Here is a 25,512-nt window from a genome sequence, read left to right as displayed (position 1 = left end):
GCGCGCGACAGGCTTAGATCGGTGTGACATTGACGTGGATCTGGTCCTCGATCAGCACTGTGGTACTGCCCAGCGTATAAGACTCGTAGGCATGGTTGTTGATCAACACCTGCCCGTGGAACACGCCGCCGGCCAAATTCACGGTATCGTTCTGCGACCCCTCGATCGTGAGTTGCGGAGCGCCACCCGTGGCCTTGTTCGCGCCCGCGGCATCCAGCGTCAACGTGTGCGCGCCGTTGTCACTGCCCAGCTGGATCGTCTCGATGTTCTGCACCGGCGTCGACTTGCCGACGATCGAGGCCACCGCATCCTCGATCAGCAGCGTATCGTCGCCATCACCGCCATCGATCACGATGTCGTTCGCGTCATACACCAGCACGTCGTTGCCGCCGTCGCCGTACAGCGAGTCGGCGCCGACGCCACCGCGCAGCAGATCGTTGCCGTCATTGCCGTGCAGGACGTCGTTGCCGCCGAAGCCATAGATGTGTTCGTCGGCGGACGAGCCGGTGATCGTCTCGCTGTTCGTCGTGCCCAGCATGATTGACGAGTTGATCGTTGTACCGAGACCGAGGTTCGCCAGCGTCGTCGAACTCGTGGTGGCGCTCAGCCCGCCCGCATCGGTCGCAGTGAGCGAATAGGTTGGCGCCACCCCGATGTTCAGCGCGGTATCGAGATAGACCGAGCCAAGCAGCTCCAGCACCGCTTGGTTGTCGATCGTACCGCCGGTGAGCGAGGTGATGGTGAGCGTCGACGACTCTGGCGCGCCGGTCAGCACATTGTAGTTGCCGTGATCCACGCTGTACTGCAGGCCCAGCTCAGTCGCCAGCGCATTGGACGCCGCGAGGTCGAACGCACCGATATTGATCGGCACGCTGTATTCGATCGAGACACTCTGCAGATTGTTGCCTGTGTCGTAGGCGACGAATGTTTGATTGCCGATGTCGGCCAACTCCAGCGCGTCGACGCCCAACAGGCCGCCCAGCAGCCCGTTGTTCAACGCGACGACCGGCGACTGGTTCGAGGTATCGATCGTGACAACCTGTGAGGCGGTGTTCGTGTCGACGTTGCCGCTCTGGTCGACGACCTGCACGGTGACCGTGTGCGCGCCGCCGGACAACGCACCCGGCCCGAAGAACCAGGTCGTGCCGCTGGCGTCGCTCGGGTCGATGGTGGCGTCGGTCCATGCGCCGCCGTCGATGCTCACCTGCACCCGTTCGCCGGTCGCGAGCGGCGCATCGACATGACCGATGATCGTCGGGGAAACGTCCGTGGTCCGCCAGTCGCCGACCGTGCCGGTATCGTCGGAGATCGCGGTAATGGTCGGTGTGACCACCGGTGCCACCGTATCGACGATATTGATCGTCAGCGTGGCGCTGTCGGCCACGATGCCGTCGGACAGCGTGTAGGTGAACACGTCCGAATGGTTGAACGCGGCCGGGTCGCCCGAACCGGTATAGGTGTACGACCCGTCGGCGTTGATGTGCAGCGATCCGTAGAGCCCCTGGATCGTCGCGCCGTTCACCGCGTCGACGCCGACGGTCGTGCTGTCCCACGTCACCTGGGTAACGGAGGCGTTGCCGTTGACGCCCAAGTTGTCGGCGCCCGCTGGATCGGTGATCACATTGCCGGTCAGATCGCCGTTTTCGAACGCATAGCCGGTGTACTGGGTCGTGATCGACGTTTGCTGCAGCAGCGACAGCGTGTTACTGAGCAGGGTACTGGCGAGCGTGCTGATCACGCTGTTGAGCAGGTCCCCGGAGTCGAGACCGAGCGGCGCCAGCGCGGTGGTGACTGCGTTGTTGCTCAGCACGTCGCCGAGGATGCCGACCAGCGCGGAAACCGGCGTTTCCTGCCCGGTGGCATTGACTGCGTCCAGCGCAGTCTGCAGCAACGGTTCGACGATCGTCGAGCCGAGGTTGCCCAGCGGGATGCCGAGCACGCTGCCGTCAAGCGCGTTCGCGACCGTATCGAGAATCAGCGTTTCGTTGTCCGGGCCGAGCAGAACACCGCTGTTGCCGAGTTCGGTCAGCGAGACGCCGCCATCGTCGTTCGAATCGAGCAGGTCGGTCAGCGTGCTCTGATCGGCGTTGTGCACCACGACGTGGTAGGTGCCTGCCGGCAGTCCACCGACGTCCGCCGTCAGCGTGTTGTCGCCAACGACGCCGAGCACGCCGACGTTGCCGACGCCGCCGAGCAATTGGCCGCTCGACGTGGCGGAATATACGACATTGCCGTTCGCGTCGACCACGTCGATCTGATACGCGTCGGCCACCGCCACCAGGGACGTCTGCGTCACCTCGATGTGGAGGATGCCGGCGCTGTTCGGCGCAATCGTGAATGCCTGGCTGCCGTCGGTCCCGTCGTCCGCTTCCGCGACACCCAGCACCAACACGTCGTTGCTCGTGACCGGCGCCTGTTCGACCGCGACCACGCCGCCGCCATCCAATGTCGCAGTGTCGGGCACCGCGTCGAGCGTATCGCTGCTCGTGACCGTCAGGTCGTAGCCGACGCTACCGGTACTGGTGTTGCCGGCCGCATCGGTGGCCGTCGCGGTGATGGTATGCGGTCCCTCCGCGAACGGCGCGGTGGGCGTGAACGTCCAGCCACCGTTGCCGTCGGCCGCGGCCGTGCCGATCGGCACGCCGTTGTCGTAGAGGTTGATGACCGCGTTCGCTTCGGCCGTGCCAGAGAAGGTGGGCGTCGTGTCGTCAGTCGTCCCGCCGGACGCGACCGGTCCAGTCACGGTGCCGACGTCGTCGTTCGCCGACGTGATCGCCGGCGCGAACGGGGCCTCGGTGTCGACTGTCACATCGTACGCCGCACTCGATGCGCCAGTGTTGCCGGCCGCGTCGGTGCTCGTCACGGTGAACGAATGCGCGCCGTCGTCGAGCGGTGCGGTCGGCGTGAAGTTCCAGTCGCCGGAATCGTTCGCCGTCGCTGTTCCGATCACCGCGCCATTGTCGTAGATCGTCACGGTCGAGTTGCTCTCGGCCGTGCCGTTCAGTGTCGGCGTATTGTCGTCGGTCGACGTGCCTGCGGTGACCACTCCGGTGACGACACCGACGTTGTCGGTCACCGAGACGAGCGTCGGGGCGGCCGGCGCAGCCGTATCGACATCAATCACGTAAGCGGCGCTCTCCACCCCCGTGTTGCCGGCGGCATCCGTCGTCGTCGCGGTGAAGCTGTGCGGACCGTCGTCCAGCGCCGCGGTCGGCGTGAAGCTCCAGGCACCCGTGCCGCTTGCCGTGGCGGTACCGATCGCCGCGCCGTTGTCGTATATCGTGACGGTCGCGTTCGACTCGGCCGTGCCGGTCAGCAGCGGCTGCGCGTCATCGGTCGTACCGCCCGATGCCACCACGCCGGTAATCGCGCCGACATCGTCCGTCGCCGACGTGATGGTCGGCGCCACTGGCGCGGCCGTGTCCACTGTCACACCGTAGGGATCGCTTTCGGCGCCGGTATTGCCCGCAGCGTCCGTGGTGGTGGCCGTGAAGTTGTGCGGACCATCATCGAGCGGCGCGACCGGCGTGAAACTCCACGCGCCCGTGCCGCTGGCCGTGGCGGTGCCGATTGCCGCGCCGTTGTCATATATCGTCACCGTCGCGTTCGCTTCGGCCGTACCGGTCAGCAGCGGCAGGTTGTCGTCGGTCGTGCCGCCGGGCGCAACCACGCCCGTGGTCACGCCGACGTCGTCGGTCACCGACGTGATGGTCGGCGCCACCGGCGCTGCCGTGTCGACCGTTAGATCGTAGGCGGCGCTCGCCAGGCCGGTATTGCCGGCGGCATCGGTCGTCGTCGCGGTGAAGCTGTGCGGACCATCGTCGAGCGGCGCGACCGGCGTGAAGCTCCACGCGCCGGTGCCGCTGGCGACGGCAGTGCCGATCGCCGCGCCGTTGTCATAGACGGTCACCGTCGCGTTCGCTTCGGCCGTACCGGTCAACAGCGGCAGATTGTCGTCGGTCGTGCCTCCGGAGGCGACCACGCCCGTGGTCGTGCCGACGTCGTCGGTCGCCGAGGTGATGGTCGGCGCCACCGGCGCTGCCGTGTCGACCGTTAGATCGTAGGCGGCGCTCGCCACGCCGGTATTGCCGGCGGCATCGGTCGTCGTCGCGGTGAAGCTGTGCGGACCATCTTCCAGGGGCGCGATCGGCGTGAAACTCCACGCACCGGTGCTACTGGCAACGGCAGTGCCGATCGCCGCGCCGTTGTCGTACACGGTCACCGTCGCGTTCGCCTCCGCCGTGCCCGTCAACAGCGGCTGGGTGTCGTCCGTGGTGCCACCCGACGCAACCACGCCCGTGGTGGCGCCAACGTCGTCGGTCGCCGAGGTGATGGTCGGCGCCACCGGCGCCGCCGTATCGACCGTCAGATCGTACGGCGCGCTCTGCGCGCCCGTGTTGCCGGCCGCGTCCGTTGTCGTGGCGGTGAAACTGTGCGGACCGTCGTCGAGCGGCGTCGTCGGCGTGAAACTCCACGCGCCAGTGCCGCTGGCAATGGCGGTGCCGATCGCCGCACCGTTGTCGTACACCGTGACCGTTGCGTTCGCTTCGGCGGTGCCGCTCAGCAGCGGTTGCGTGTCGTCGGTGGTGCCACCGGACGCGACCACGCCGGTGCTTGCGCCGACGTCGTCCGTAGCCGAGGCGATGGTCGGCGCGACCGGCGCCACCGTATCGACGACGATGTCGTACGGGGCGCTCTGTTCCCCGGTATTGCCGGCCGCGTCGGTCGTCGTCGCGGTAAAGCTGTGCGGACCGTCGTCAAGCGGTGCCGTCGGCGTGAAGCTCCACGCACCCGTGCCGCTGGCGACGGCGGTACCGATCGCCGCGCCGTTGTCGTACACGGTCACCGTCGAATTCGCTTCGGCGGTGCCGGTCAACAGCGGCAGGTCGTCGTCGGTCGTGGCGCCCGCCGCGATCACGCCGGTGGTGGCACCGACGTCATCCGTCACCGCGCCGATCGACGGCGCAACCGGCGCCGCCGTGTCGACGGTCAGATCGTAGGCGGCGCTTGCCACCCCGGTATTGCCGGCGGCATCGGTGGTGGTCGCGGTGAAGCTGTGCGGACCATCGTCGAGCGGTGTCGTCGGCGTGAAGCTCCAGGCACCCGTGCCACTGGCAACGGCGGTGCCGATCGCCGCGCCGTTGTCGTACACGGTCACCGTCGCATTCGCTTCGGCGGTGCCGCTCAGCAGCGGCTGCGTATCGTCGGTCGTCCCGCCGGACGCGATCACGCCGGTGCTCGCGCCCACGTCGTCGGTCGCCGACGTGATGGTCGGCGCGACCGGCACTGCCGTATCGACGGTCAGATCGTAGGGCGCGCTCTGCGCGCCGGTGTTGCCGGCCGCATCCGTCGCTGTCGCGGTCAGGCTGTGCGGGCCATCGTCGAGCGGCGTCGTCGGCGTGAAGCTCCAGGCACCCGTGCCACTGGCAACGACAGTGCCGATCGCCGCGCCGTTGTCGTATACGGTCACCGTCGCATTCGCTTCGGCGGTGCCGCTCAGCAGCGGCTGCGCGTCGTCCGTCGTGCCGCCCGACGGGACATTGCCGGTGACGGCGCCGACATCGTCGCTCGCGCCGTCAATCGACGGCGCGAGCGGCGCGGCGGTGTCGACGGTCAACGCATACGGTGCGCTAGCCGGGCCGGTATTGCCGGCCACATCGGTGGACGTCGCGGTGAAGCTATGGGGACCGTCGTCCAGCGGTGTCGTTGGCGTGAAGCTCCACGCGCCGGTGCCGCTTACGATCGCCGTGCCAATCTGCGCACCGTTGTCGTAGACCGTGACCGTGGCGTTGGCCTCTGCCGTGCCCGTCAGCAGCGGCTGGTCGTCGTCGGTCGTGCCGCCGGAAGGGATCGCGCCGGTCGTGGCGCCGACATCGTCGGTGGCGGACGCGATCACCGGCGCTTGCGGCGCCGCGGTATCGATGGTCAGCTCGTAGCCGGCGCTCGGCGGACTGGTATTGCCGGCTGCGTCGGTGGCCGTCACCGTGATCTCGTGCACGCCGTCGCCCAACGGCGTCGTGGGCGTATACGTCCACTCCCCGGCTTCGTTGCTGGGCGCGGTGCCGATCGGCGTGCCGTTGTCGTAGATCGTGACCGTCGCGTTCGGTTCGCTATTGCCGGTCAACGTCGGCGTGGTGTCGTCGGTCGTATCCCCGGACGCGAGCGGGCCCGTCACGGTACCGGCGTCGTCGGTCGCCGAACCGACGCCTGGCGCCGCGGGTGCGACCGCATCGACCGTCACGTCGTACGCCGCGCTCTGCGGACCGACGTTACCTGCCACGTCGGTCGCCGTCGTGGTGAACGCGTGATGCCCGTTGTCGAGCGGGGCATCGGGAGTGAAGCCCCAGACGCCGCTGCCGTCGGCCCGTGCGGTGCCGATGGCCGCGCCGTCGTCATAGACCGTGATCACCGCATTGGCCTCGGCGGTGCCGGTCAGCAAGGGCTGGGCGTCATCGGTCGTGCCGCCCGCCGGGACCGTGCCCGTGATCGGCCCGACATCGTCCGACACGGCGCCGATCGTCGGCGCGTCCGGCGCCGTCGCGTCGACATTGACGGTGTACGCCGGACTCGCTGCGCCGGTGTTGCCGGCGGCATCGGTCGCCGTCGAAGTGAACGCGTGCGTGCCGTTCTCCAACGGTGCGGTAGGCGTGAAGCTCCAGGCACCGGTGCCGTCGGCCGTCGTCGTGCCGATCTCGTCGCCGTTGTCGTAGACGGTCACCGTCGCGTTCGCTTCGGCGGTGCCGTTCAAGGTCGGCGTGTTGTCGTCGGTGGTACCGCCCGACGCGACCGGCCCGGTCGTCGCCCCCACGTCGTCCGTCGCGGAACCGATGGTCGGCGCCGCGGGCGCTGTTGCGTCGATGTTGACGGTATAAGCGGCGCTTTGCGGCCCGGTGTTGCCGGCGGCGTCGCTCGCCGTGGACGTGAACGCATGCGCGCCGTCGGCCAGCGGCGCGGTAGGCGTGAAGGTCCACGCGCCGGTGCCGTCGGCGACCGCGGTGCCGATTGCCGTGTCGTTGTCGTAAACGGTGACCGTTGCGTTCGCCTCGGCCGTGCCGGTCAGGCTCGGCGTATTGTCATCGGTCGTCCCGCCGGAGGCGATCGGACCCGTCACCGTGCCGGCGTCGTCCGTCGCCGAACCGATCGCCGGCGCGGCCGGCGGTGTCGCGTCGACGTTGATGGTGTAGGCCGGACTCGGCGCGCTTGTGTTGCCTGCCGCATCGGTCGCGGTGCTGGTCAGTGCGTGGGCGCCGTCGGCCAGCGGCGTGGCGGGCGTGAAGCTCCAGGCCCCGGTGCCGTCGGCGGTCGTCGTGCCGATCTCGTTGCCGTTGTCGTAGACGGTGATCGTCGCATTCGGCTCGCCGCTGCCGTTCAGGGTCGGCGTGTTGTCGTCGGTCGTGCCGCCCGCGGCGATCGGGCCGGTCACCGCGCCGGCGTCGTCCGTCGCCGAGCCGATCGCCGGCGTCGCTGGTGCGGTTGCGTCGATGTTGACCGTGTATGCCGGGCTCGCCTCGCCGGTGTTACCCGCAGCGTCGGTCACGGTGGTGGTAAAGGCGTGCGCGCCGTCGGCCAGCGGTGCAGTCGGCGTGAACGTCCACGCTCCCGTGCCGTCGGCGACGACCGTGCCGAGCGCCACGCCATTGTCGTAGACCGTCACTGTCGCGTTGGCTTCGGCGGTGCCGTTCAGGGTCGGCGTGTTGTCATCGGTCGTGCCACCCGCGGCGATCGGCCCGGTCGTCGCGCCGACGTCGTCGGTCGCCGAAGCGATCGCCGGCGCGGCGGGCGCGGTGGCGTCGACATTGATCGTATAGGCCGGACTCGCAGGTCCCGCGTTGCCCGCCGCGTCGGTTGCCGTCGCGGTCAGCGCGTGGGCACCGTCGGCAAGCGGCGTGGTGGGCGTGAAGCTCCAGGCACCGGTGCCGTCGGCCGTGGTCGTGCCGATCTCGTCGCCGTTGTCGTAGACGGTCACCGTCGCGTTCGGCTCTGCACTGCCGTTCAGGGTAGGCGTGTTGTCGTCGGTCGTCCCGCCTGCAGCGATCGGACCGGTGACCCGACCCGCATCGTCCGTCGCCGAGCCGATCGCCGGGGCGGCCGGCGCCGTCGCATCGATATTGATGTCGTACGCCGGGCTTGCCGGGCCGGTATTGCCGGCGGCATCGGTTGCCGTGGTCGTCAGCGCGTGCGAACCGTCGTCCAGCGGCGTGGCCGGCGTGAAGCTCCAGGCGCCGGTACCGTCGGCGGTCGCGGTGCCGATCGCGTTGCCGTTGTCATAGACGGTGATCGTCGAATTGGGTTCGGCCGTGCCGTTCAGCGTCGGCGTGTTGTCATCGGTGGTGCCGCCGGCGGCGATCGGGCCGGTCACGTCGCCCGCGTCGTCCGTTGCCGAGCCGATCACCGGCGCAGCCGGCGCGGTCGCATCGACGTTGATGTCGTACGGCGCGCTCTGCGCGCCGGTATTGCCGGCGGCGTCCGTTGCCGTGGTCGTCAGCGCATGCGCGCCATCGGCGAGCGGCGTGGTCGGCGTGAACGCCCATGCACCCGTGCCGTCGGCCACGGCCGTGCCGATCGCCGCGCCGTTGTCGTACACGGTGATCGTCGCGTTCGGCTCCGACGTACCATTCAGCGTCGGCGTGTTGTCGTCGGTCGTCCCGCCCGAGGCGATCGGACCGGTCGTCGCACCCACGTCGTCCGTCGCCGAACCGATTACCGGCGCGGCCGGCGCCGTCGCGTCGACGTTGATGTCGTAGGCAACGCTCGCCGGACCGGTGTTGCCTGCCGCATCCGTCGCCGTCGACGTGAACGCATGTGCCCCGTTTTCCAACGGCGCAGTCGGCGTGAAGCTCCAGACGCCCGTGCCATTCGCCGTCGTCGTGCCCAGGGCCACGCCATTGTCATATACGGTGACGAGCGCGTTGGCTTCGGCCGTGCCGTTCAGCGTCGGCGTGTTGTCGTCGGTCGTCCCGCCCGAGGCGATCGGACCGGTCGTCGCACCCACGTCGTCCGTCGCCGAGCCGATCACCGGCGCGGCTGGCGTCGCGGTGTCGACGGTCACGTCATAGGCGGCGCTTGCCGGGCCGGTATTGCCGGCAGCATCCGTGGCGGTGGTGGTAAACGCATGCGCGCCATCGGCGAGCGGCGTGGCCGGTGTGAAGTTCCAGGCGCCGGTGGCATCGGCGCTCGCGGTGCCGATCTCCGTACCGTTATCGTAGACGTGGACCGTCGCGTTGGCTTCGGCCGTTCCGGTCAGCGTCGGCGTCGCATCATCGGTGCTGCCGCCCGCTGGCACGGTGCCGGTCACCGCACCGACGTCGTCGTCGGCCGCGGCAATGACGGGTGCCGCCGGCGCGGTCGTGTCCGGTGTGCTGGCATCGACCGTGGTCGTGCCAGGCGCGCCCGTGTTGCCGGCGGCATCGGTCGCCGTCGCGCTGATCGTCGTACCGTCGGGCACCGCGCCATTCAACGGCACGGACCAGTTGCCATCGGGATCGGCGGTGGTGGTGTAGTCGGGACGACCGTCGCCGTTCACATCGACACCGACGGTCGCGCCCGGTTCCGCGGTCCCCGACAGGACCGAACCGTCCGCACCGTTGGTGGGGTTGACGGTCGGCGCCGCGGGCGCGGTCGTGTCGACACTCAGGTCATACGCGGCGCTGCCAGCGCTGACATTGCCAGCGGCGTCGGTCGCGGTGCTCGTGAAGCTGTGTGCGCCTTCGGCCAACGGCGTCGCCGGCGTGAAGGTCCAGGCGCCGCCGCCGTTCGCAACGACGGTGCCGATCTGCGTGCCGTTGTCGTAGATCGCGACGGTCGCGTTGGCTTCCGCGGTGCCCGTCAGCGTCGGCGTCGTGTCATCGGTGCTGCCGCCCGTCGGCACCACGCCCGTGTTCGCGCCGACATCGTCGGTCGCCGACGTGATCGCCGGCGCGACCGGGGCCGCGGTGTCGATCGTGATCTGATAACCGCCACTCGCCGGACTGGTGTTGCCCGCCGCGTCCGTCGCCGTGGTGGTCAGGTCATGGGCGCCGTCGCCCAGCGGCGTGGTCGGCGTGTAGCTCCAGTTGCCGCTGCCATCCGTCACGGTCGTGCCGATCGTATTGCCGTTGTCGTAGACGGTGACGGTCGTGTCGGGTTCGGCGGTGCCCGTCAACGTCGGTGTCGTGTCGTCGGTCGTGCCGCCGGACGCGATCGGGCCCGTCACCGGCCCCGCGTCGTCGGTTGCCGAACCGATCGCCGGGGCGCTCGGCGCCGCGGTGTCGATCGTCACGTCATAGGCCGCGCTTGCGGGGCCGACATTGCCGGCGGCATCGGTCGCGGTGCTCGTGAAACTGTGCTGGCCGTCGGCCAGCGCCGCAGGCGGCGTGAAGGTCCATGCCCCGCTGCCGTTGGCGACCGCGGTGCCGATCGCCGCGCCGTTGTCGTAGACGGTGACGGTCGAGTCGGCTTCGGCCGTGCCGGAGAGCGTCGGCGTATTGTCGTCCGTGCTGCCGCCAGACGGCACGTTGCCGATCACCGCGCCGGCATCGTCCGCTGCCGCCGAAATGACCGGCGCCGCCGGCGGCGTGGTGTCCGGCGCGCTCGCGTCGACCGTGACCGTGCCGGGCGCGCCGGTGTTGCCCGCGGCGTCGGTGGCCGTCGCACTGATCGCCGTGCCGTCGGGCACCGCGCCATCAAGCGGCACCGACCAGTTGCCGTCTCCGTCGGCTGTCGTCGTGTAGTCGGGCGAACCGTCGCCGTTGACGTCGATGGCGACCGTCGCACCCGGCTCCGCGGTGCCGGACAGCACCGCGCCGTCGGCGCCGTTGGTTGGATTGATCGAGGGCGCGTCGGGTGCCGTCGTGTCGACCGTCAGCTCGTATGCCGCGCTCGCCGGGCTGGTGTTGCCGGCGGCGTCGGTGGCGGTGGTCGTGATCGCATGCGCGCCCTCGGCGAGAGGCGAGGTCGGCGTGAAAGTCCATGCCCCGCTCGCGTCGGCGTTCGCCGTGCCGATCTGCGTCCCGTTGTCGTAGATGGCGACGGTCGAGTTGGCCTCGGCCGTGCCGCTCAGCGTCGGTGTCGTGTCGTCGGTGCTGCCGCCGGACGGCACCGTGCCGGTGATCGAGCCGACATCGTCCGCGGCAGCGGCGATGACCGGCGTGGCGGGCGGCGTCGTGTCGACTGCCCCCGCATCCACGGTCCCGGTGCCGGGCGCGCTCATATTGCCGGCCGTATCCATTGCGATCGCAGTGATGGTGCTGCCGTCGGACACCGCCGAGCGCAGCGCCACGGACCAGATGCCGTTTTCGTCGGCGGCCACCATGTAGTCGGCCTGACCGTCGCCGTCCACGTCGATCGCCACCATCGCGCCCGCCTCGGCGGTGCCCGTCAGTACTGAACCTGCCGCGCCATCGGTCGGATCGACCGTCGGCGTGGCCGGCGGCGTCGCGTCGACGGTCAAGTCGTAGGCGGCACTCGCGGTGCTGACATTGCCTGCCGCGTCGGTCGCGGTGGTGGTGAAGCTGTGTGCGCCGTCGACCAGCGGGGTGGCGGGCGTGAAGGCCCATGCGCCCGCGCTGTCCGCCTGCGCGGTGCCGATCATCACCCCGTTGTCATAGACCGTGACCGTCGCGTTCGCTTCGGTGGTGCCGGTCAAGGTCGGCAACGCATCGTTCGTGATGCTGCCCGAGGCGAGCGACCCGGTCATCTGATCGACGTCGTCGATCGCATCGTTGATCACCGGCGCGGCGGGCGGCGTCGTATCGCCGCCAGTCCCGGCGCCGACAGTGACCGTGCCGGGCGCACTCGTGTTGCCGGCCGGGTCGGTCGCCGTGGCGGTGACCGTCGACCCGGCCGGCAGTTCGGAACCGATCGTCACCGACCAGTTTCCGCCGCCGTCCGTGGTCGTCGTGTAATCCGGCTTGCCGTCACCGTTCGTGTCGACCGCGACGGTCGAGCCCGGTTCGGCAGTGCCCGACACCACCGATCCGGGCGCCCCGTCGGTGGGATTGACGGTGGGCGCGCTCGGCGCGGTGGTGTCGACCGTCACCTCGTAGATCGGCGTCAACGCACTGACATTACCCGCGGCGTCGGTGGCCGTCACCGAGAAATTGTGCGCGCCGTCCGCCAGCGCCGTGCCAGGGGTGAAACTCCAGTTGCCGAACGCGTCGGCGGTCGCGCTGCCGATCGCGACGCCGTTGTCGTACACCGTGACCCTGGAGTTCGCCTCGGCGGTGCCGCTGAGAGTGGGCGTGTTGTCGTCGGTCACACCGCCAGAGGCGATCGTGCCGGTCGTCGCGCCGACATCGTCGGTCACCGCATGGATCACCGGCTCATCGGGCGCAGTGAGGTCGGGCGCCGTCAGCGAGGTGGTCGGCGAGGTGCCGCCCGGCGTCGTCTGCGTGACGTCGACCTGCTGCCCGTTGTTCTGCGGCTCGGTCAGCGGCACCGTGAAGTTGCCCTGCCCGTCGGCCGTGCCGGTCCCGATCGTCTTGCCGGACCCGTCGGTGACGACGATCGTTGCATTCGGCGCGCCATGGCCGGTCACCGCGGTGCCGTCGGCGTTGAACTGCGCGCTCGGCGCGTCGGGCGTTGCTGCGCTGGAGCCGCCGTGCCCGTGCGGGCCGCTGCCGCCGCCGCTCGCCGCCGCAATGCCAATGCCCGCGCCGAGTACCGCCAGGCCGCCGAGCAACAGCGGGCTCAGGCCTGCGCCGCCATCCGCCACCCACGCGAACGCAACCGGACCGCTGGATGTGTCGCCCGCCGCAAAGCACGCCGCGGGATCGAGCTCCGCCTTGTAGACCTGCTCCGCACCGCTCGCGTCGTTCTGATCGTCGAGCACCAGCTTCGGCATCTCGTCCGTCGGGCAGTCGAAGTAACTGACCAGACGCACGACCGTGCCGTCGGTGTACTTGATGATCAGATCATGCCCCTGGCGCTGCATCGACTCGATGTCGCCCTGCTGGGCGAAGAGCCGGACCTCCGTGCCTGCCTGGACCTGAATGGTGGCGTCTTGCGTGGCCTGCGAAACGGTGTGCGTCTCAACTGCTCCCGACTGCGCTTTTACGTCAATCCGCTTGTCCATTTTGGCTCCTGGCCGTGGGTCATGGGTGGCCGGCCGACGCGATCCGCCGCGGCCGTTCCTGTATCGCGAAGACTATTGATCGGTAAACCTTGCACAGCCGCGCCGGGTCTCAGCGCAGCCGGGCCTTCATCAGCGGACGTGTGAGGTAACTCAATATCGACCGGCGTCCGGTTTCGATATCCACCTCGGCAACCATGCCGGCCCGGATCGGCAACTCCACACCGTTGCGCTTCAGATGCGAGCGGTCGGTCGTGACCATCACCCGGTAATATTCTTGCGGACCATGCGGCGTGTCTTCCTTCACGGTGTCTTCCGAGATCTGCGTGACCTTGCCGCGCAAGTCGCCGTATACGGAGTAGTCGTAGGCAGAGATCTTGACGCTGGCCGGCATGTCGGGCGCGATGAAGGCCACGTCCTTCGGCTCGACCAGCGTTTCCACCACCAGTTGATCGTGAATCGGCGTGATCTCCATGATCGTTTCGCCGGGCTGCACGACGCCGCCGACCGAGTTGATCTTCACGTTGTTGACCAGTCCGGCCACGTGTGCGGTGACAAGCGTGCGATTGAGCTGGTCCTTTTTCTGCAGCATGCTTTGCTGCAGTTCGGCGAGCTTCGCCTTCTTGTCGACCATCGTGCTGTACGCTTCCTGCACGTATTGATTGCGCAGATCGCCGATGCGCCCATGCAGTTGGGCAGACTGCTGCTGCAACTGGAGAAGTTGCGAACGCGGCGCCGACTGCTTCTCCACCAACGGACGGATCATTGCGATCTGCTGTTGCAGGATGCGGTCTTCTTCCTGCAACGCGCCGATCGACTTGTTCAGGCGTGCCCGACGGGCATTGAACAGCCTGACCTCGGACTGGCGCGCCTTGTCGTTGCCGTGATCGCTGAAGGTCAGCTCGCTTTTCTCGCTCACCTCGGCTTCGAGACGACCGACTTCGGCGGACAGCGTGTCGATTTGCGACTGCGTTTCGTTGTAGGCGGACTGGAAACGCGTGCTGTCGATCCGCGCGAGTGGTTGGCCCTGGTGGACCACGCCACCCTCGCGCACGAGCAATTCGGTGAGGATTCCGCCTTCCAGGCTCTGCACCGACTGCAGGCGCGACGATGGCGTGACCCGCCCCTTGCCGCGCGTTGTTTCGTTGACTTGCGCCCATGCCGACCACGCGATCAGCAGCACCAGCACGGCGGTGATGAGCCACACCGTACGGCTTGCCCGCACCCGGTGCAGGCGGCCGCCGTCGGACACGTCGAGAAGCACCGGATGGCTGCTCATGATGCATTTTCCGAGACGACTTTCACCTCGGGCGCCGCGGGCGCCCGCTTTGCACGCTGCGCGCTGGCCAGCTCCACGAGCTTGCCCATCTCGCCGTCGTGGACCACCTTGCCGTCGTGCAGCACCACCGCACGCTGCGTCAGCGCGAGCAGTTCGCGTTTGTGCGTGGCGATGATCGCGGTCCGTCCGTGCAGCCAGGTCTTCAGGAAACTGACGACCTTCGCCTCGTTCGCCTGATCGAATGCCGAGGTCGGTTCGTCCAGGATCACGATGCGCGGGTCCTGCAGGATGACGCGAGCGAGGCCTATCGCCTGCTTCTGCCCGCCGGAAATGTTGCCGATCGACAGGATGTCCTGGTCGAGTCCCCGCACATGCTTGCGCACGAATGTGCCAAGCCCCACCGCATCGAGCGCATCGTAGAGCTGCGCGTCGGTCCATAGCGCATGGCCGAGCGTCAGGTTCTCGCGCAGCGTGCCCTGGAACAGCGCCACCGACTGCGGCAGATAAGCGATCTGCCGGCGCCGGTCGATCGGATCGATTTGCGCGATGGCCAGGTCATCGAGCAGCACGTTGCCTTGTTGCGGATCGGTCAGCCCCGCCAGCAAGCGCATCAGCGTCGACTTTCCGGCGCCGTTGCCGCCCAGCAGCGCAACGCGCTCGCCCGCCTTGATCGACAGGCGGCCGATCTGGAGGGCCGGCGCGCTTTCCGCATCGTGCGCGTACTGGACGTTCTCCAGCCGGTAGGCGCCGCGCAGATGTTCGGCCCGCACGAAGTGGCGCTCGACGGGCCGCTCGATCGGCAGCGCGACGATGCGGTCGAGGCCCTCCATCGCCGCCTTCACGAACTGCCAGCGCGCCAGCAGACCGGCGACCTGGCTCATCGGCATCAGCACCCGACTGGACAGCAGCGTGCAGGCCACCATGCTGCCGGTTGTCAGGTCACCCGCGGTAATCAGGTAGACCCCGACGATGACGACCGCGGTGTAACACAGCTGCTGGGTGCTCGTGCCGAGCAATTGCAGCATGCCGGTGACATCGCGCGTCTTCGTGCCGGAAGTGGCCATGATCGCGGTGAGGCTGGCATGCGCGCGCTGCAGCCGCTCTTCGGAACGCGTCGCCTTGACGTTCTCCAGGTTGTCGACCGCCTCGAGCAGCAGCCCGTTGAGCGCGGCGCTTTCCTTCGCGTTCTGGCGCGACAGATCAGCCAGTCGGCCCTGCATCAACATGCCCGGCAAGACGATCAGCACGACGGCCGCCAGCACGACGAGCACTGCCCAGCCGCCGATGACACCGATCAACGCAAGCAGCACGACCATGAACGGCAAGTCGCACAGCGTGGCCAGCGTGCCCGACGTGAAGAAATCGCGCACGCTGGCGAAGTCGCGCACCTGGTTCGCGAACACGCCGATCGACGTCGGACGGTGCGCGAAGCGCATGTGCACGACACGCTCGAACAGTTGGGCGGACAACCGCAGGTCGAGCGCCCGCCCCGCGTGGTCGATCAGGCGTGCGCGCATATAGCGCAACACCCACTCCAGCAGGATCGCGATGCCGACACCGCTGGCCAGCACCCACAGCGTGTCGAACGCCGCATTCGGCACCACCCGGTCGTAGACCTGCATCGAGAACAGCGCGGTGCCGACCGCGAGAAGATTGGCCATCAGCGACGCGAGCAGCACGTCGCGATAGATGCGCCATTGCTCCCTGACCGGCCCGAGAATCCAGTGGCGTGGCTTGCCGTCGAAGCTCGCGTCGAGGTGCGGCGAGACGACTTCCACGTGCTTGGCGATCAGGTAGTGGCCCGCATAGCCGTCCTCGAGCGCGTCGCGCGGCAGCGCGCTACGCCCCGCTCCCGACTCCGGATGCGACACCTCGGCCGCGTCCGACATCAGCTTCTCGAGCACCAGGCAACTGCCGTCGCGCATCAACAACAGCACGGGCAACGCGTGGTGCGAGATTTTCGAGAGCGGCAAGCCGACCACGCCGCACGTCATGTTCACCCGGCGCAACGCGCGCTCCACCTCGACGAACGGCAGCACCCCCGGCGCGCTCAACAGCCCGTCGCCAAGCCGCTCGGCCGATGTCGCCACGCCATGCGCCGCGCAGAGTCGGACCAGCCCGGGCAGCAGCCCGCGCTCATACACGGACATATCGATCGTGCTCAACGCATGACCTCCCGGCCTTTGAAGGGCAACATGCTGTAATGGCCCGGATCGTCGAAGGGTGCTGTCGGCTGCTGCGCCTGCAACTGCCCCGCCGTTGGCGAGTCGGGGAGGAACGTTGGAAGGTCCGGCAGGGGCACGTTGGTTTTTTCCTGCAACAGCGTGCCCTGCAGGCCCAGCGTCTGTGCCGCCTTGTATTCGGTGCGGCGCAGTTGATCGGCGGCCGCGATCCAGTTCAGCTGCGTGCTGTACAGCTCCTGGATGCTGGTGAACAGGTCGGTCATGCTGCGCAGGCCGGCGGTGAACTGCTCTTCGTACGTCGACACCACACGACGCGCCTGATCGACCTGCTGTTTGAGCAGGGCCTCGCTTGCGGCCAGCGTCCTGAGTTGGCGCGCATAGCTCTGCGTCTGGTTCTTCAAATCGCGGGCGACGCCTTCGAGGCGCTTCTGACTGCCTTCGTACTTTTGTTCCGCGGCCTGTGCCTGGCGACCGAACAGGTCGGACACGCCAAGGTCGACGCCCAGCACGAGTCCGACCGACCCGCTCGTCGGCCCGCCCCCGGAAAAGCCCGGGTGACCCGCGGCTTCAGCCCGGAGGGTCGGCTTCGTCGACGCCTTCGCGACATCGATGCCGGTGCGCGCCGACTCGACCGCTGCCGACGCTTTCAGATAGTCCGGCGCATCCTTGATCGAGGCATCGATGGCCGCGGTGGAGTCGACGCGCGGCGCGTAGTCGAGGTTCGGCACGGCTTGCGTTGCGACGTCCGGCTCGCCAACGAGCAAGTTGAGTTGAGACAGCGCCACTTCGCGGTCCGACTCGAAGGTCTGCAGTCGCTCCTCAGCCCGGGAGCGCTCCAATTCGGCGCGCGACGTTTCGGACAAATCGCCCAGTCCGCCCTGCGCGCGGTCCTTGGTCATTTCGCCGAGCTTGATCGCGTTCGTTCGGTATTCGTCGGTGGCCGCAAGCCGGGCCTTGGCAGATTCCGCATCGAGATACAGTCCGGAAATGTTGAAGATCACCGCTTCGATCTGCTTTTTCAGGTCGGAGACGATCTGCACGCGGTCGTAACTCGCACCTTCGATCTGAGACGAGACCTTGCCCCAGTCGAACAGCATCTGCGACACCACCACTTCCGAGCCGATGTTCTGCTGCAGGGCCAAGGTCTCGTCATGGCCCAATGCAGTGGCGCGGCCCACGTTGACGGAAATACGCGGACGCTCGCCGTCCTTGATGATCTCGATATTTGTCTCTTGCTGAGCCACATCCTGACGCAAGGCCGCAATCATCGGATCGCGCAATGCCGCCAGCCGCACTGCGTCCTCCAGGGGCATCGCCCGGGACAGGCACGGTATTACGGCCAGGCTGAAAGCGAACGCAAGATGCGCCGTACGACTCATGTGAACCTTTAGAGATTCTTCGGATAAACGCGGCAGCAAGGATATGCCGCTCCTACTCACGGCCACTCGCCATTGTTATTCAGGCAGCCGCATGTAGCAGTCTCAGTAAAAACTCCTGGCGTGCCCACCCGTCGGCCGCCGCTACGCTCTCTCCAGGGCCCCTGAGCGGCGCCTCGCAATTAGGTTCCTTGTTGCCCGAGGCATTTTCCCCGTTACCCGATGGAGCCGCTTTTCAGTGCCAGACCCATTTCCCGGTGAAGCCATTGTAGTCGAGTTTTTTGCGCACAATCAATTGGCTTTATACATGCCTAAATACTTTTCATTCGGGCGTTTGAATTGATGCATCGCCTTTAAGGAAAACTATTTCTTTATTGATCTAAGTCAGTTGGTCGCGATAAGGAAAGCCATAGTTGCGCTGCATATTCTGTTGTTGTATATCACGCGCGAGCCATGCATCCCCCACCGATCTCCCCGCTTCCAGTTCTATTGCCGACCGCTCCAGACAGGTCTCCGGCGCCGGCCATCGGCATCCGGACTTGATCCAATAGTTCTGACCAATCAAGACGTTGCGTTGCGGATGCCGGTCATGTGATGGTGCTCGACATCAGCCAGCGGCAGCCTCGCCGAATGCAAAGCGCGCCAGTGCTGGCCTGTGCGTATTCATCGAGAGAGATAGCTACCGCGTCTTCGATTAACGGGAACATGCAAATCGACATAAATCAGGTACAAGCTACGCTCGCAGGCGAAGCCTAGCCTATTATCGATAATTATTACTCCCCTGTTCGCGTTAGAGAACGGCAGTTTGCGGCAATCATCGATTACAACGCGAAAGGCCGGCCTGCCAAGCGGGCAGAGCTGCGATTAGTGCCGCGCATGCACGCGCGACCCAGTGCGCTGCTGCAAGACTAGTCGTGGCGTACCGACCGCATACACTTCGCAGGGGGGTAACTGGACGAATTACCGGCGCCATAACCTTTGAAGAGACCACCGCATCGAATGAAACTTCACGGGGCGCGCCGGGCTCCTGGACAAGGCTCGAAGGACACCGATTATTAGCGGACACAGGGCGTACCCGAGTGTTCGCGATTTGATCTTGGAAGAACAACCAGAAGATCAAGATAGCTGTCCTAACGGTCAATGCCACCGCTTATCTATTGCTCATTTCTTTTGTGAAACGTATTGGCACGGCTCGCCATCGGAGGACTATGTGCGGAGTTGGCTCAAGGACAGAACGCTTGCCATGCCATCGTCCCGAATACGAGTGAGTGCTTGCGGCAATGCAGAACGCGCCATCCGCAAGGAATGCATTACCGTGGCTGAGAGCAAGCCGCGATGCCTGCCATCGCACGCCACCTTGCACGGACCTGCTCGCCGTTAGCATGCCAAGGCAGCTTTCTCGTTGATGTTCTATCGGAGCGCTAACGATGCGGTATGCGGCAGTGCAAAGTTGTACGTGATACCAGGCGATGAACGGAAGACGCAGGCTCAGTGGGTCAACGGACACAAATCATCGGATGATTCGCACTGTGAGTTCCGTGCCGACAGAGCGACGGGCAATGCCATTGACTCGGGCGCAACGCCGATCGACGACAGGCTTCGCACGCGGAACCTCGCCCGGGCTTCCGCCGCGAGGCGTGGGCCTAGCCGATCAGTGCTGCGACTTTCGCGCGAAGCGCGAGAGCGTTGGGCACCGCTTCGCCACTGGCAGTGTTATCGAAGATGCACCACACTGCCTCGGCGGCATTGCCTGCCTGCACGAGTCGATTCGCCAGTGCGTCGAGGAAAGATGCTTCGTACGCTGAATAGTAGATTCTGGGCGAACCATGCAGTCGCATGTACAGCGGCCCCCCGTCAGCACTCGGCGGCATCGCGCCGCGGACTGGCGCCGGGTCTGCGTGCACGAAGGCGACCCCGAAACCGGTCATGGTTTCTTCCGCCTGTTCCGAAAACCAAGTCGCGTGTCTGGGCTCGCAGACCACCCGCACCGCCGTCAGGCCTCTCAACAACGCGAAGAACCGCTGAACAGCGGTCCGTTCAAATTCCAGACTCGGTGGTAATTGCAACAGCAGGCAACCAAGCTTCTGATCCAGCGCCGAGACCTCGCGCACGAAACGATCGAGCGGAACCTCGGCATTTCGCAGCGCAAGCTCGTGCGAGATGGTTTTCGGCATCTTTACCGAAAAGCGAAACGCGTCCGGCACAGTGGCGGCCCATCGCGCGTACGTCTTGGGCTGATGCGAACGATAAAACGACGTGTTGATCTCCACCGACGTGAAGACCTGTGCGTAGCGCGCAAGGTGGCTCCCGTCCGCCGGAAAGCGTGCCGCTTGGGCTGTTGGCAGAGCCCATCCAGCGCAGCCGATGCGAATCACGGGCGCGGGGCCATGCGTGTCGAGGGATGTGTTGCGGTGTATGTTGCGGTATGTCTGGGGACTCATGCATGACAGCGTAGCGGATCGCGGCGTTGCGCGCTGCGCCCATGACGAGCTAGCCAAGCAGTCGCAATGTCCACGGCACTCGTCCGCCATGCCTGGGGCGCCCTTTCGTCACGCCGCCATCAAGCATCGGTCTCGCGTCCATCGCGCAGACAGAGAACGCAGACAGCAGCGCGGCCAGGCGTCGGGCGATTTTCGACGAAAAACGGCAACCAGCCGGCGCCGCTGCCCGTCCTAGCGGCCGCGCGCCTCGCCCTCAGGCGTGCCGAACCAGCGGGACAATGCGTCGGCGATCGGATCCAGCGCCACCGCGTCATCGCTGGCAAACGCCACAATACCGTCGGGACGCACCAGTAGGACACGTAACGCCGGACACCGCGCCGACTTGGCAGCTGCATACAGAACGCGCCCCGTCCATCGCCGGGCAAGCGCTTCGAGCCGCCGGTCCGGTCCAAAATCCAGGAGCACGCCTTTGCCTTCATTGAGTCGTTCGTCAACGGCACCGCTGGGGGCGAGACCGACATCGGGCATGGTCTTGCCGATCAGCGGATGCAAGCCGTCCGTCTCATAGCGAAGCGAGATGCCCGACACCCGCTCGGCGAAGTAGGTAGCGCCATCGCGCGTCTCCATCAGGTCCTGGAGGACCCCGCGCAACGCGTGCGCGCCCGCGTCGGGCCGCATGAGTGCAACCTGGGCGCGCGACCACGCCAACACGCGCGCCGCGACCGGATAACGCTCGGCTTCATAGCTGTCGACGAGGCCTGCCGCTGCGTCGCCGCGGACGGCGGCGGCCAATTTCCACCCCAGGTTCAACGCGTCGCCCAAACCAAGATTCAGTCCCTGACCGCCCAGTGGCGAGTGCACGTGCGCGGCGTCACCGGCCAACAGCACACGGCCCTTTCGATAGACCGCTGCCTGGCACGCGCGGTCCGTCCAGGTCGTTGCGCGCTGGAGCCTTGTCAACCTCACGTCCGCGCCGGAAATGCGTCGCAGGACCGCTTCGACATGTTCCCGCGCGATCGGCGCCTTGCGATGCGACGCCCCGCCGTCGAACTCGACCATCGCAATGGTGGACGGCGGCGTGAAGGTGTACATACCGGCCGATGTCAGATGTCGACCGGCAGCAAGCACGTTGCCGTCGGCAAGGTCGATTTCCACCGAGTACCCGGTGAACTCCGGGGCGGTGCCCTCGAAGCGGAAGCCACCTATCTTGCGGACCGCGCTGCGCCCACCATCGCAGCCCACCAGCCACGCAGCACGGAAGCGCTCGGGACCGGCGCATACACCGACCTCGTGGTTCGACGCCAGATAACCGTCGACCGTCGCACCGCGCCGGATCTCGACGCCGAGCGCTTCGGCCCTACCTGCCAGGACGGCCTCCAGCACTTCCAGCGTGACCGCCATGGTCCGGTCCGGCAGACCGGGCAACGGTGCCGGCCAATGCGATTCGTCGACTCGGTCCCTGAAGAACTGGATGCCGGCAAAATGGCCCGCCGGCCGACGCGACTGATGCTGCCAGTGCGCTGCCTGCGTAACGTCGCTTGACACATTGCTGGCGCGCTGCGCGGCGACCAGCGCTTCGAGCAGGCCACGGCGGTACAACGCTTCGAGACTAGCCGTCGACAGCCCTCTCAGGCCGAACGGCAAGCGCTTCAGCGGCGCGTCGGCCGTTTTCGCCTGCTCCAGCACGAGTACGGACACGCGCTGCAACGCAAGTTCGCAAGCGAGGAAAAGCCCGACCGGGCCCGCGCCAGCGATGATGACATCATGGGAAAGAAAGGAATTTTCGTGCATGAACGGCTCCAGTGTCGATGTTCGACCGGAGCGTTCCCCGAAGCGAGGTCCACACGGACGAACACCGGGACGCGTTCGCGTCCGACGTTCGTCGTGGGGATCTCGTGCACGAGGCCAAAGACCAGAGCTTTCGTTACCGAAAGGACTTGGGCTGACCACACCAAGTCTGCCTTTTCCGACAGCGGTTTATAGCATTCCGCCATCGCGCGCGCAAGCACCGCACCGAGTGCGAACGCACCTGGCCACGCATCGCCGCAGGCTCGCGGCGCGTCATGTCGGCGGGCCCTGTGCGCGATGGCGGGCGCGCGACGCCCTGTCGCCACGCTGTCCTCATCGGCTTCCTGACGGCGACGGCCGCCGTCATGCAGTGCCCGTCAGGAGTACCGTGCTGCAAGCCGATGCCGACGCCGATGCCGATGCCGATGCGCGCAAGTCGGCCGTGCGCGTCGACCGTGCAGGATCAACGCGTCGCCGTCCTCGACGAACGCGCGATGCTCACCGTTCGCCGTCTGCCGCGATGCCGGCGGCCGTCGAAGTGCCAGGACGTCACGGCACATCGGACGAGGCCCAGCAACGACACGTCGCGCTGCAATGCATCGTATCGAACCGCATTGCACAGAATTTTGATATGTTATAACATATTTAAAAGCGTTACTAGACTTCGCTGATTGGCCCGACATCGGGGAATCCAGTTGGCACGCTCGCCCGACCAGTGCCGCACCCTTCGTGCAATTGCCACGTCCTCACCGCGCGACAACGCTTCAAGCGGGCGCCGGCCGCGTGAAACACCCAGCCCAGTGCCGCCGCAGCGCGTGACCGCCCTCCCACAGAACGATAGCCCCGATGCGCAGTGCACCCACGATCAAGCCGGGACGCCTTCCCGTCACCGTACTGTCCGGCTTTCTTGGCGCGGGCAAGACCACGCTGTTGAACCATATCTTGAACAACCGCGACAACCGGCGCGTTGCGGTGATCGTCAACGACATGTCCGAGGTCAACATCGACGCGACACTCGTACGCGACGGTGGCGCGGCGTTGTCACGCACCGACGAAAAGCTGATCGAAATGAGCAACGGGTGCATCTGCTGCACCTTGCGCGAAGATCTATTGGTCGAAGTCGAACGACTCTGTCGGGATGGACGTTTCGACCAGCTTGTGATCGAGTCGACAGGTATCTCGGAACCGCTGCCGGTCGCCGAAACCTTCACGTTCGAAGGTGAAGACGGCCGCAGTCTCAACGAGGTCGCGCGCCTCGACACGATGGTGACCGTCGTCGACGCATTCAACTTCCTGCGCGACTATGGTTCGGTCGACAGCATCGCCGAACGCGGCCAATCGCTTGGTCAAGACGACACGCGGACCGTCGTCGACCTGCTCATCGAACAGATCGAATTCTGCGACGTGATCGTGCTCAACAAGATCGACCTCGTGGACGCGCGCGAGCGCAAGCGGTTGATGGCTATCCTGCACGGTCTGAATCCGCGAGCGCGTATCGAAATCGCCGAATTCGGACGCGTCCCGCTTCAGTCGGTGCTCGACACAGGATCGTTCGACTTCGAGGAAGCGTCGAAGGCCCCTGGCTGGCTGAAGGAACTGCGCGGCCAGCACATGCCGGAAACAGAAGCGTATGGCATCCGCAGCTTCGTATACCGCGCACGCCGTCCATTCCACCCCCAACGCTTCTTCGATCTCGTCGAAAGCGAGTGGCCGGGCGTCATCCGTTCGAAAGGGTTGTTTTGGCTGGCATCCAATCCCACGCTGGCCGGCTCGTGGTCGCAGGCCGGTGCGGTTGCCCGCCATGCTGCTGCCGGCCTTTGGTGGGCCGCAGTGCCACGCGACGACTGGCCCAGCGACCCGGAAATACGCGAGTCGATCGAAGCGGATTGGGATCACGCGGTCGGCGATGCGCGTCAGGAGCTGGTGCTGATCGGAATCGGAATGGACGAAGACGCGCTGCGCGCGCGCCTCGACTGCTGTCTGCTGAGCGACGACGAAATGCAAGACGGTCCGACTGTGTGGACGACGTGGCCGAATCCGTTCCACGAGTGGGCCTGAGCGGCGAACGACGGCTCGTCGGCAGCTCGCGCTCGCTGCCATCAACTGCTGACGCCCGAAGACCGACGCCGCACCGAATCGGGCAGCCGAACGCATGCGGTCGCCAGGCGTTCAGGCCGATGTCACCATCGCGTTGAGCGTACGATGCCAGTCGCCGTCGCCCGTGCCTGCGACAGCATAGTGCGACGAGCCGTGCGTCGCTCGGGAGGACACGGCGCACCCGAACAGCATTCGAACACGTGATCGCGACCGTGCGGTCCCGCCAAGTCAGCCCGTTCACCGCCTCGTCACCCGCTTCACCGACTTCACGCAGTTCAAGAAAGGCCGTCGGCGGCAGGGCGCGCAGCGTGGTCAGCGGCATGGGCGCCATGGCGCGCGACGCGTCGATCGCTCCATTATGCGGATCGCTGAGCGGCGTGCCGAACGTCGGAAGACGATCGGCGGTCGGCGGTCGGCGCTGAACATCGGTCGCGATCGGCAACCCGGCAATCGCGGTTTCCTGATCCGCTGCCGCATCACCGCACGGCTCCGCAAGGCCGAGCACGTGCAGCGGCGCTGCGCTGCTGCTTAGCCATTCGACAATGGTCACCAGCCACCGTGCTCGCCGCCGCTGGCTGCGTGCCGCCTGCTCAGCCATGTACCACAACGAGCAGTGCCTTGGCGGCAGCCTTGCCGGGATTCCGGATGACATGGGGTTCATCGGCGACGTAACGGGCCGTTTCCGTCACGCGCAGTCGCTTGCTGTTACTGCCGGTCTCCACTTCGAGACTGCCCTGCAGCACGGTCAGATGCTCGCGCGTGCCCGGCTCGTGCGCGTTCGACGTCAGGGCACCACCCGGTTCGATCGTCAGTTCGTACCATTCGAACTTTCCGGCCAGATCGATCGGCCCCCAGACCCGCAGCTGATATTTGCCGTCTGGCCCGCTCAGCGTCGGCATCTCGCTGGGTGATGACACCGAGATCGCCTCAGGCGCCTTCGGATTCGCGAACAGGTAGTCCAGCCCGACACCCAGCGCATTGGTCAGCCGCCAGGCCACCGCGATGGTCGGGTTTGCCCTGTCGCGCTCGATTTCGGACAGCATCGATTTCGACACGCCAGCGGCACGCGAAAGCTCGTCCAGCGTCATACGGCGCGCACCACGCAAGCGCGCGATCTGCTCACCCACGCGGGGGGGCGCGGTCACTGCGGCGTTCGCAACCGCGTCGATCCCGGCGCGCTCGGTGGCGATGTCCTTCGGCTGCGTCTTGCGGCGCGATGCTGCGCTTGCCATCTGGCTTCCTATCCCTTAGAGTTCGTTCGACATACCGAACGCGAGTTCGATATATTAATACTTTCAGC

9 protein-coding genes are annotated in these 25,512 nt (G+C 66.7%); 2 read left to right on the top strand and 7 right to left on the bottom strand.

Going from position 1 to position 25,512, the window contains the following annotated elements; translation table 11 throughout:
* Positions 1-13: 13 nt before the first annotated feature.
* The 6 genes from BLU54_RS00905 to BLU54_RS00880 all read right to left on the bottom strand — a co-directional run bounded on the left by BLU54_RS00905 (position 14) and on the right by BLU54_RS00880 (position 22,118).
* Positions 14-13,051: an Ig-like domain-containing protein gene (locus BLU54_RS00905; RefSeq protein WP_091903628.1), complete on the bottom strand. Its 13,038-nt coding sequence runs from the start codon at positions 13,049-13,051 to the stop codon at positions 14-16.
* Positions 13,052-13,160: 109 nt separating this feature from the next.
* A complete protein-coding gene (locus tag BLU54_RS00900) occupies positions 13,161-14,327 on the bottom strand; it encodes an HlyD family efflux transporter periplasmic adaptor subunit (protein ID WP_091903627.1) in 1,167 nt (388 codons plus the stop codon).
* The gene (locus BLU54_RS00895; protein ID WP_211435276.1) at positions 14,324-16,492 is read right to left on the bottom strand and encodes a type I secretion system permease/ATPase; all 2,169 of its coding nucleotides are present in this window, start codon (positions 16,490-16,492) and stop codon (positions 14,324-14,326) included. The genes BLU54_RS00900 and BLU54_RS00895 overlap by 4 nt, the downstream gene beginning before the upstream one ends.
* Entirely contained in the window at positions 16,489-17,889 is a 1,401-nt protein-coding gene (locus BLU54_RS00890; RefSeq protein ID WP_091903623.1) for a TolC family protein, read from the bottom strand. The genes BLU54_RS00895 and BLU54_RS00890 overlap by 4 nt, the downstream gene beginning before the upstream one ends.
* A 1,640-nt stretch (positions 17,890-19,529) precedes the next feature.
* A complete protein-coding gene (locus BLU54_RS00885; protein ID WP_328586089.1) occupies positions 19,530-20,261 on the bottom strand; it encodes a DUF72 domain-containing protein in 732 nt (243 codons plus the stop codon).
* A gap of 297 nt (positions 20,262-20,558) precedes the next feature.
* On the bottom strand, positions 20,559-22,118 hold the full coding sequence (locus tag BLU54_RS00880; RefSeq protein WP_091903619.1) for an FAD-dependent monooxygenase: 1,560 nt from the start codon (positions 22,116-22,118) through the stop codon (positions 20,559-20,561).
* A 385-nt stretch (positions 22,119-22,503) separates the two neighbouring features.
* On the opposite strand from BLU54_RS00880, the gene BLU54_RS00875 reads away from it, so the two are divergent.
* Complete coding sequence (locus tag BLU54_RS00875) at positions 22,504-22,755, top strand: hypothetical protein (protein ID WP_091903617.1); 252 nt, start codon at positions 22,504-22,506, stop codon at positions 22,753-22,755.
* Between the two features lie 206 nt (positions 22,756-22,961).
* Positions 22,962-24,173 carry a zinc metallochaperone GTPase ZigA gene (gene zigA / locus BLU54_RS00870; RefSeq protein ID WP_091903615.1) on the top strand — a complete coding sequence of 404 codons (1,212 nt, stop codon included), beginning with the start codon at positions 22,962-22,964 and terminating at the stop codon, positions 24,171-24,173.
* Positions 24,174-24,802: 629 nt separating this feature from the next.
* Here zigA and BLU54_RS00865 read toward each other — a convergent pair.
* The gene (locus tag BLU54_RS00865) at positions 24,803-25,444 is read right to left on the bottom strand and encodes a helix-turn-helix domain-containing protein (protein ID WP_091903613.1); all 642 of its coding nucleotides are present in this window, start codon (positions 25,442-25,444) and stop codon (positions 24,803-24,805) included.
* Positions 25,445-25,512: the final 68 nt, after the last annotated feature.

Origin of the sequence: Chitinasiproducens palmae (genome assembly GCF_900095735.1) — a bacterium.
In the GTDB taxonomy this organism is placed as follows: domain Bacteria; phylum Pseudomonadota; class Gammaproteobacteria; order Burkholderiales; family Burkholderiaceae; genus Chitinasiproducens; species Chitinasiproducens palmae.
Note: the sequence above shows the minus strand (reverse complement) of the source record. Positions and strands in the feature narration are given on the sequence as shown.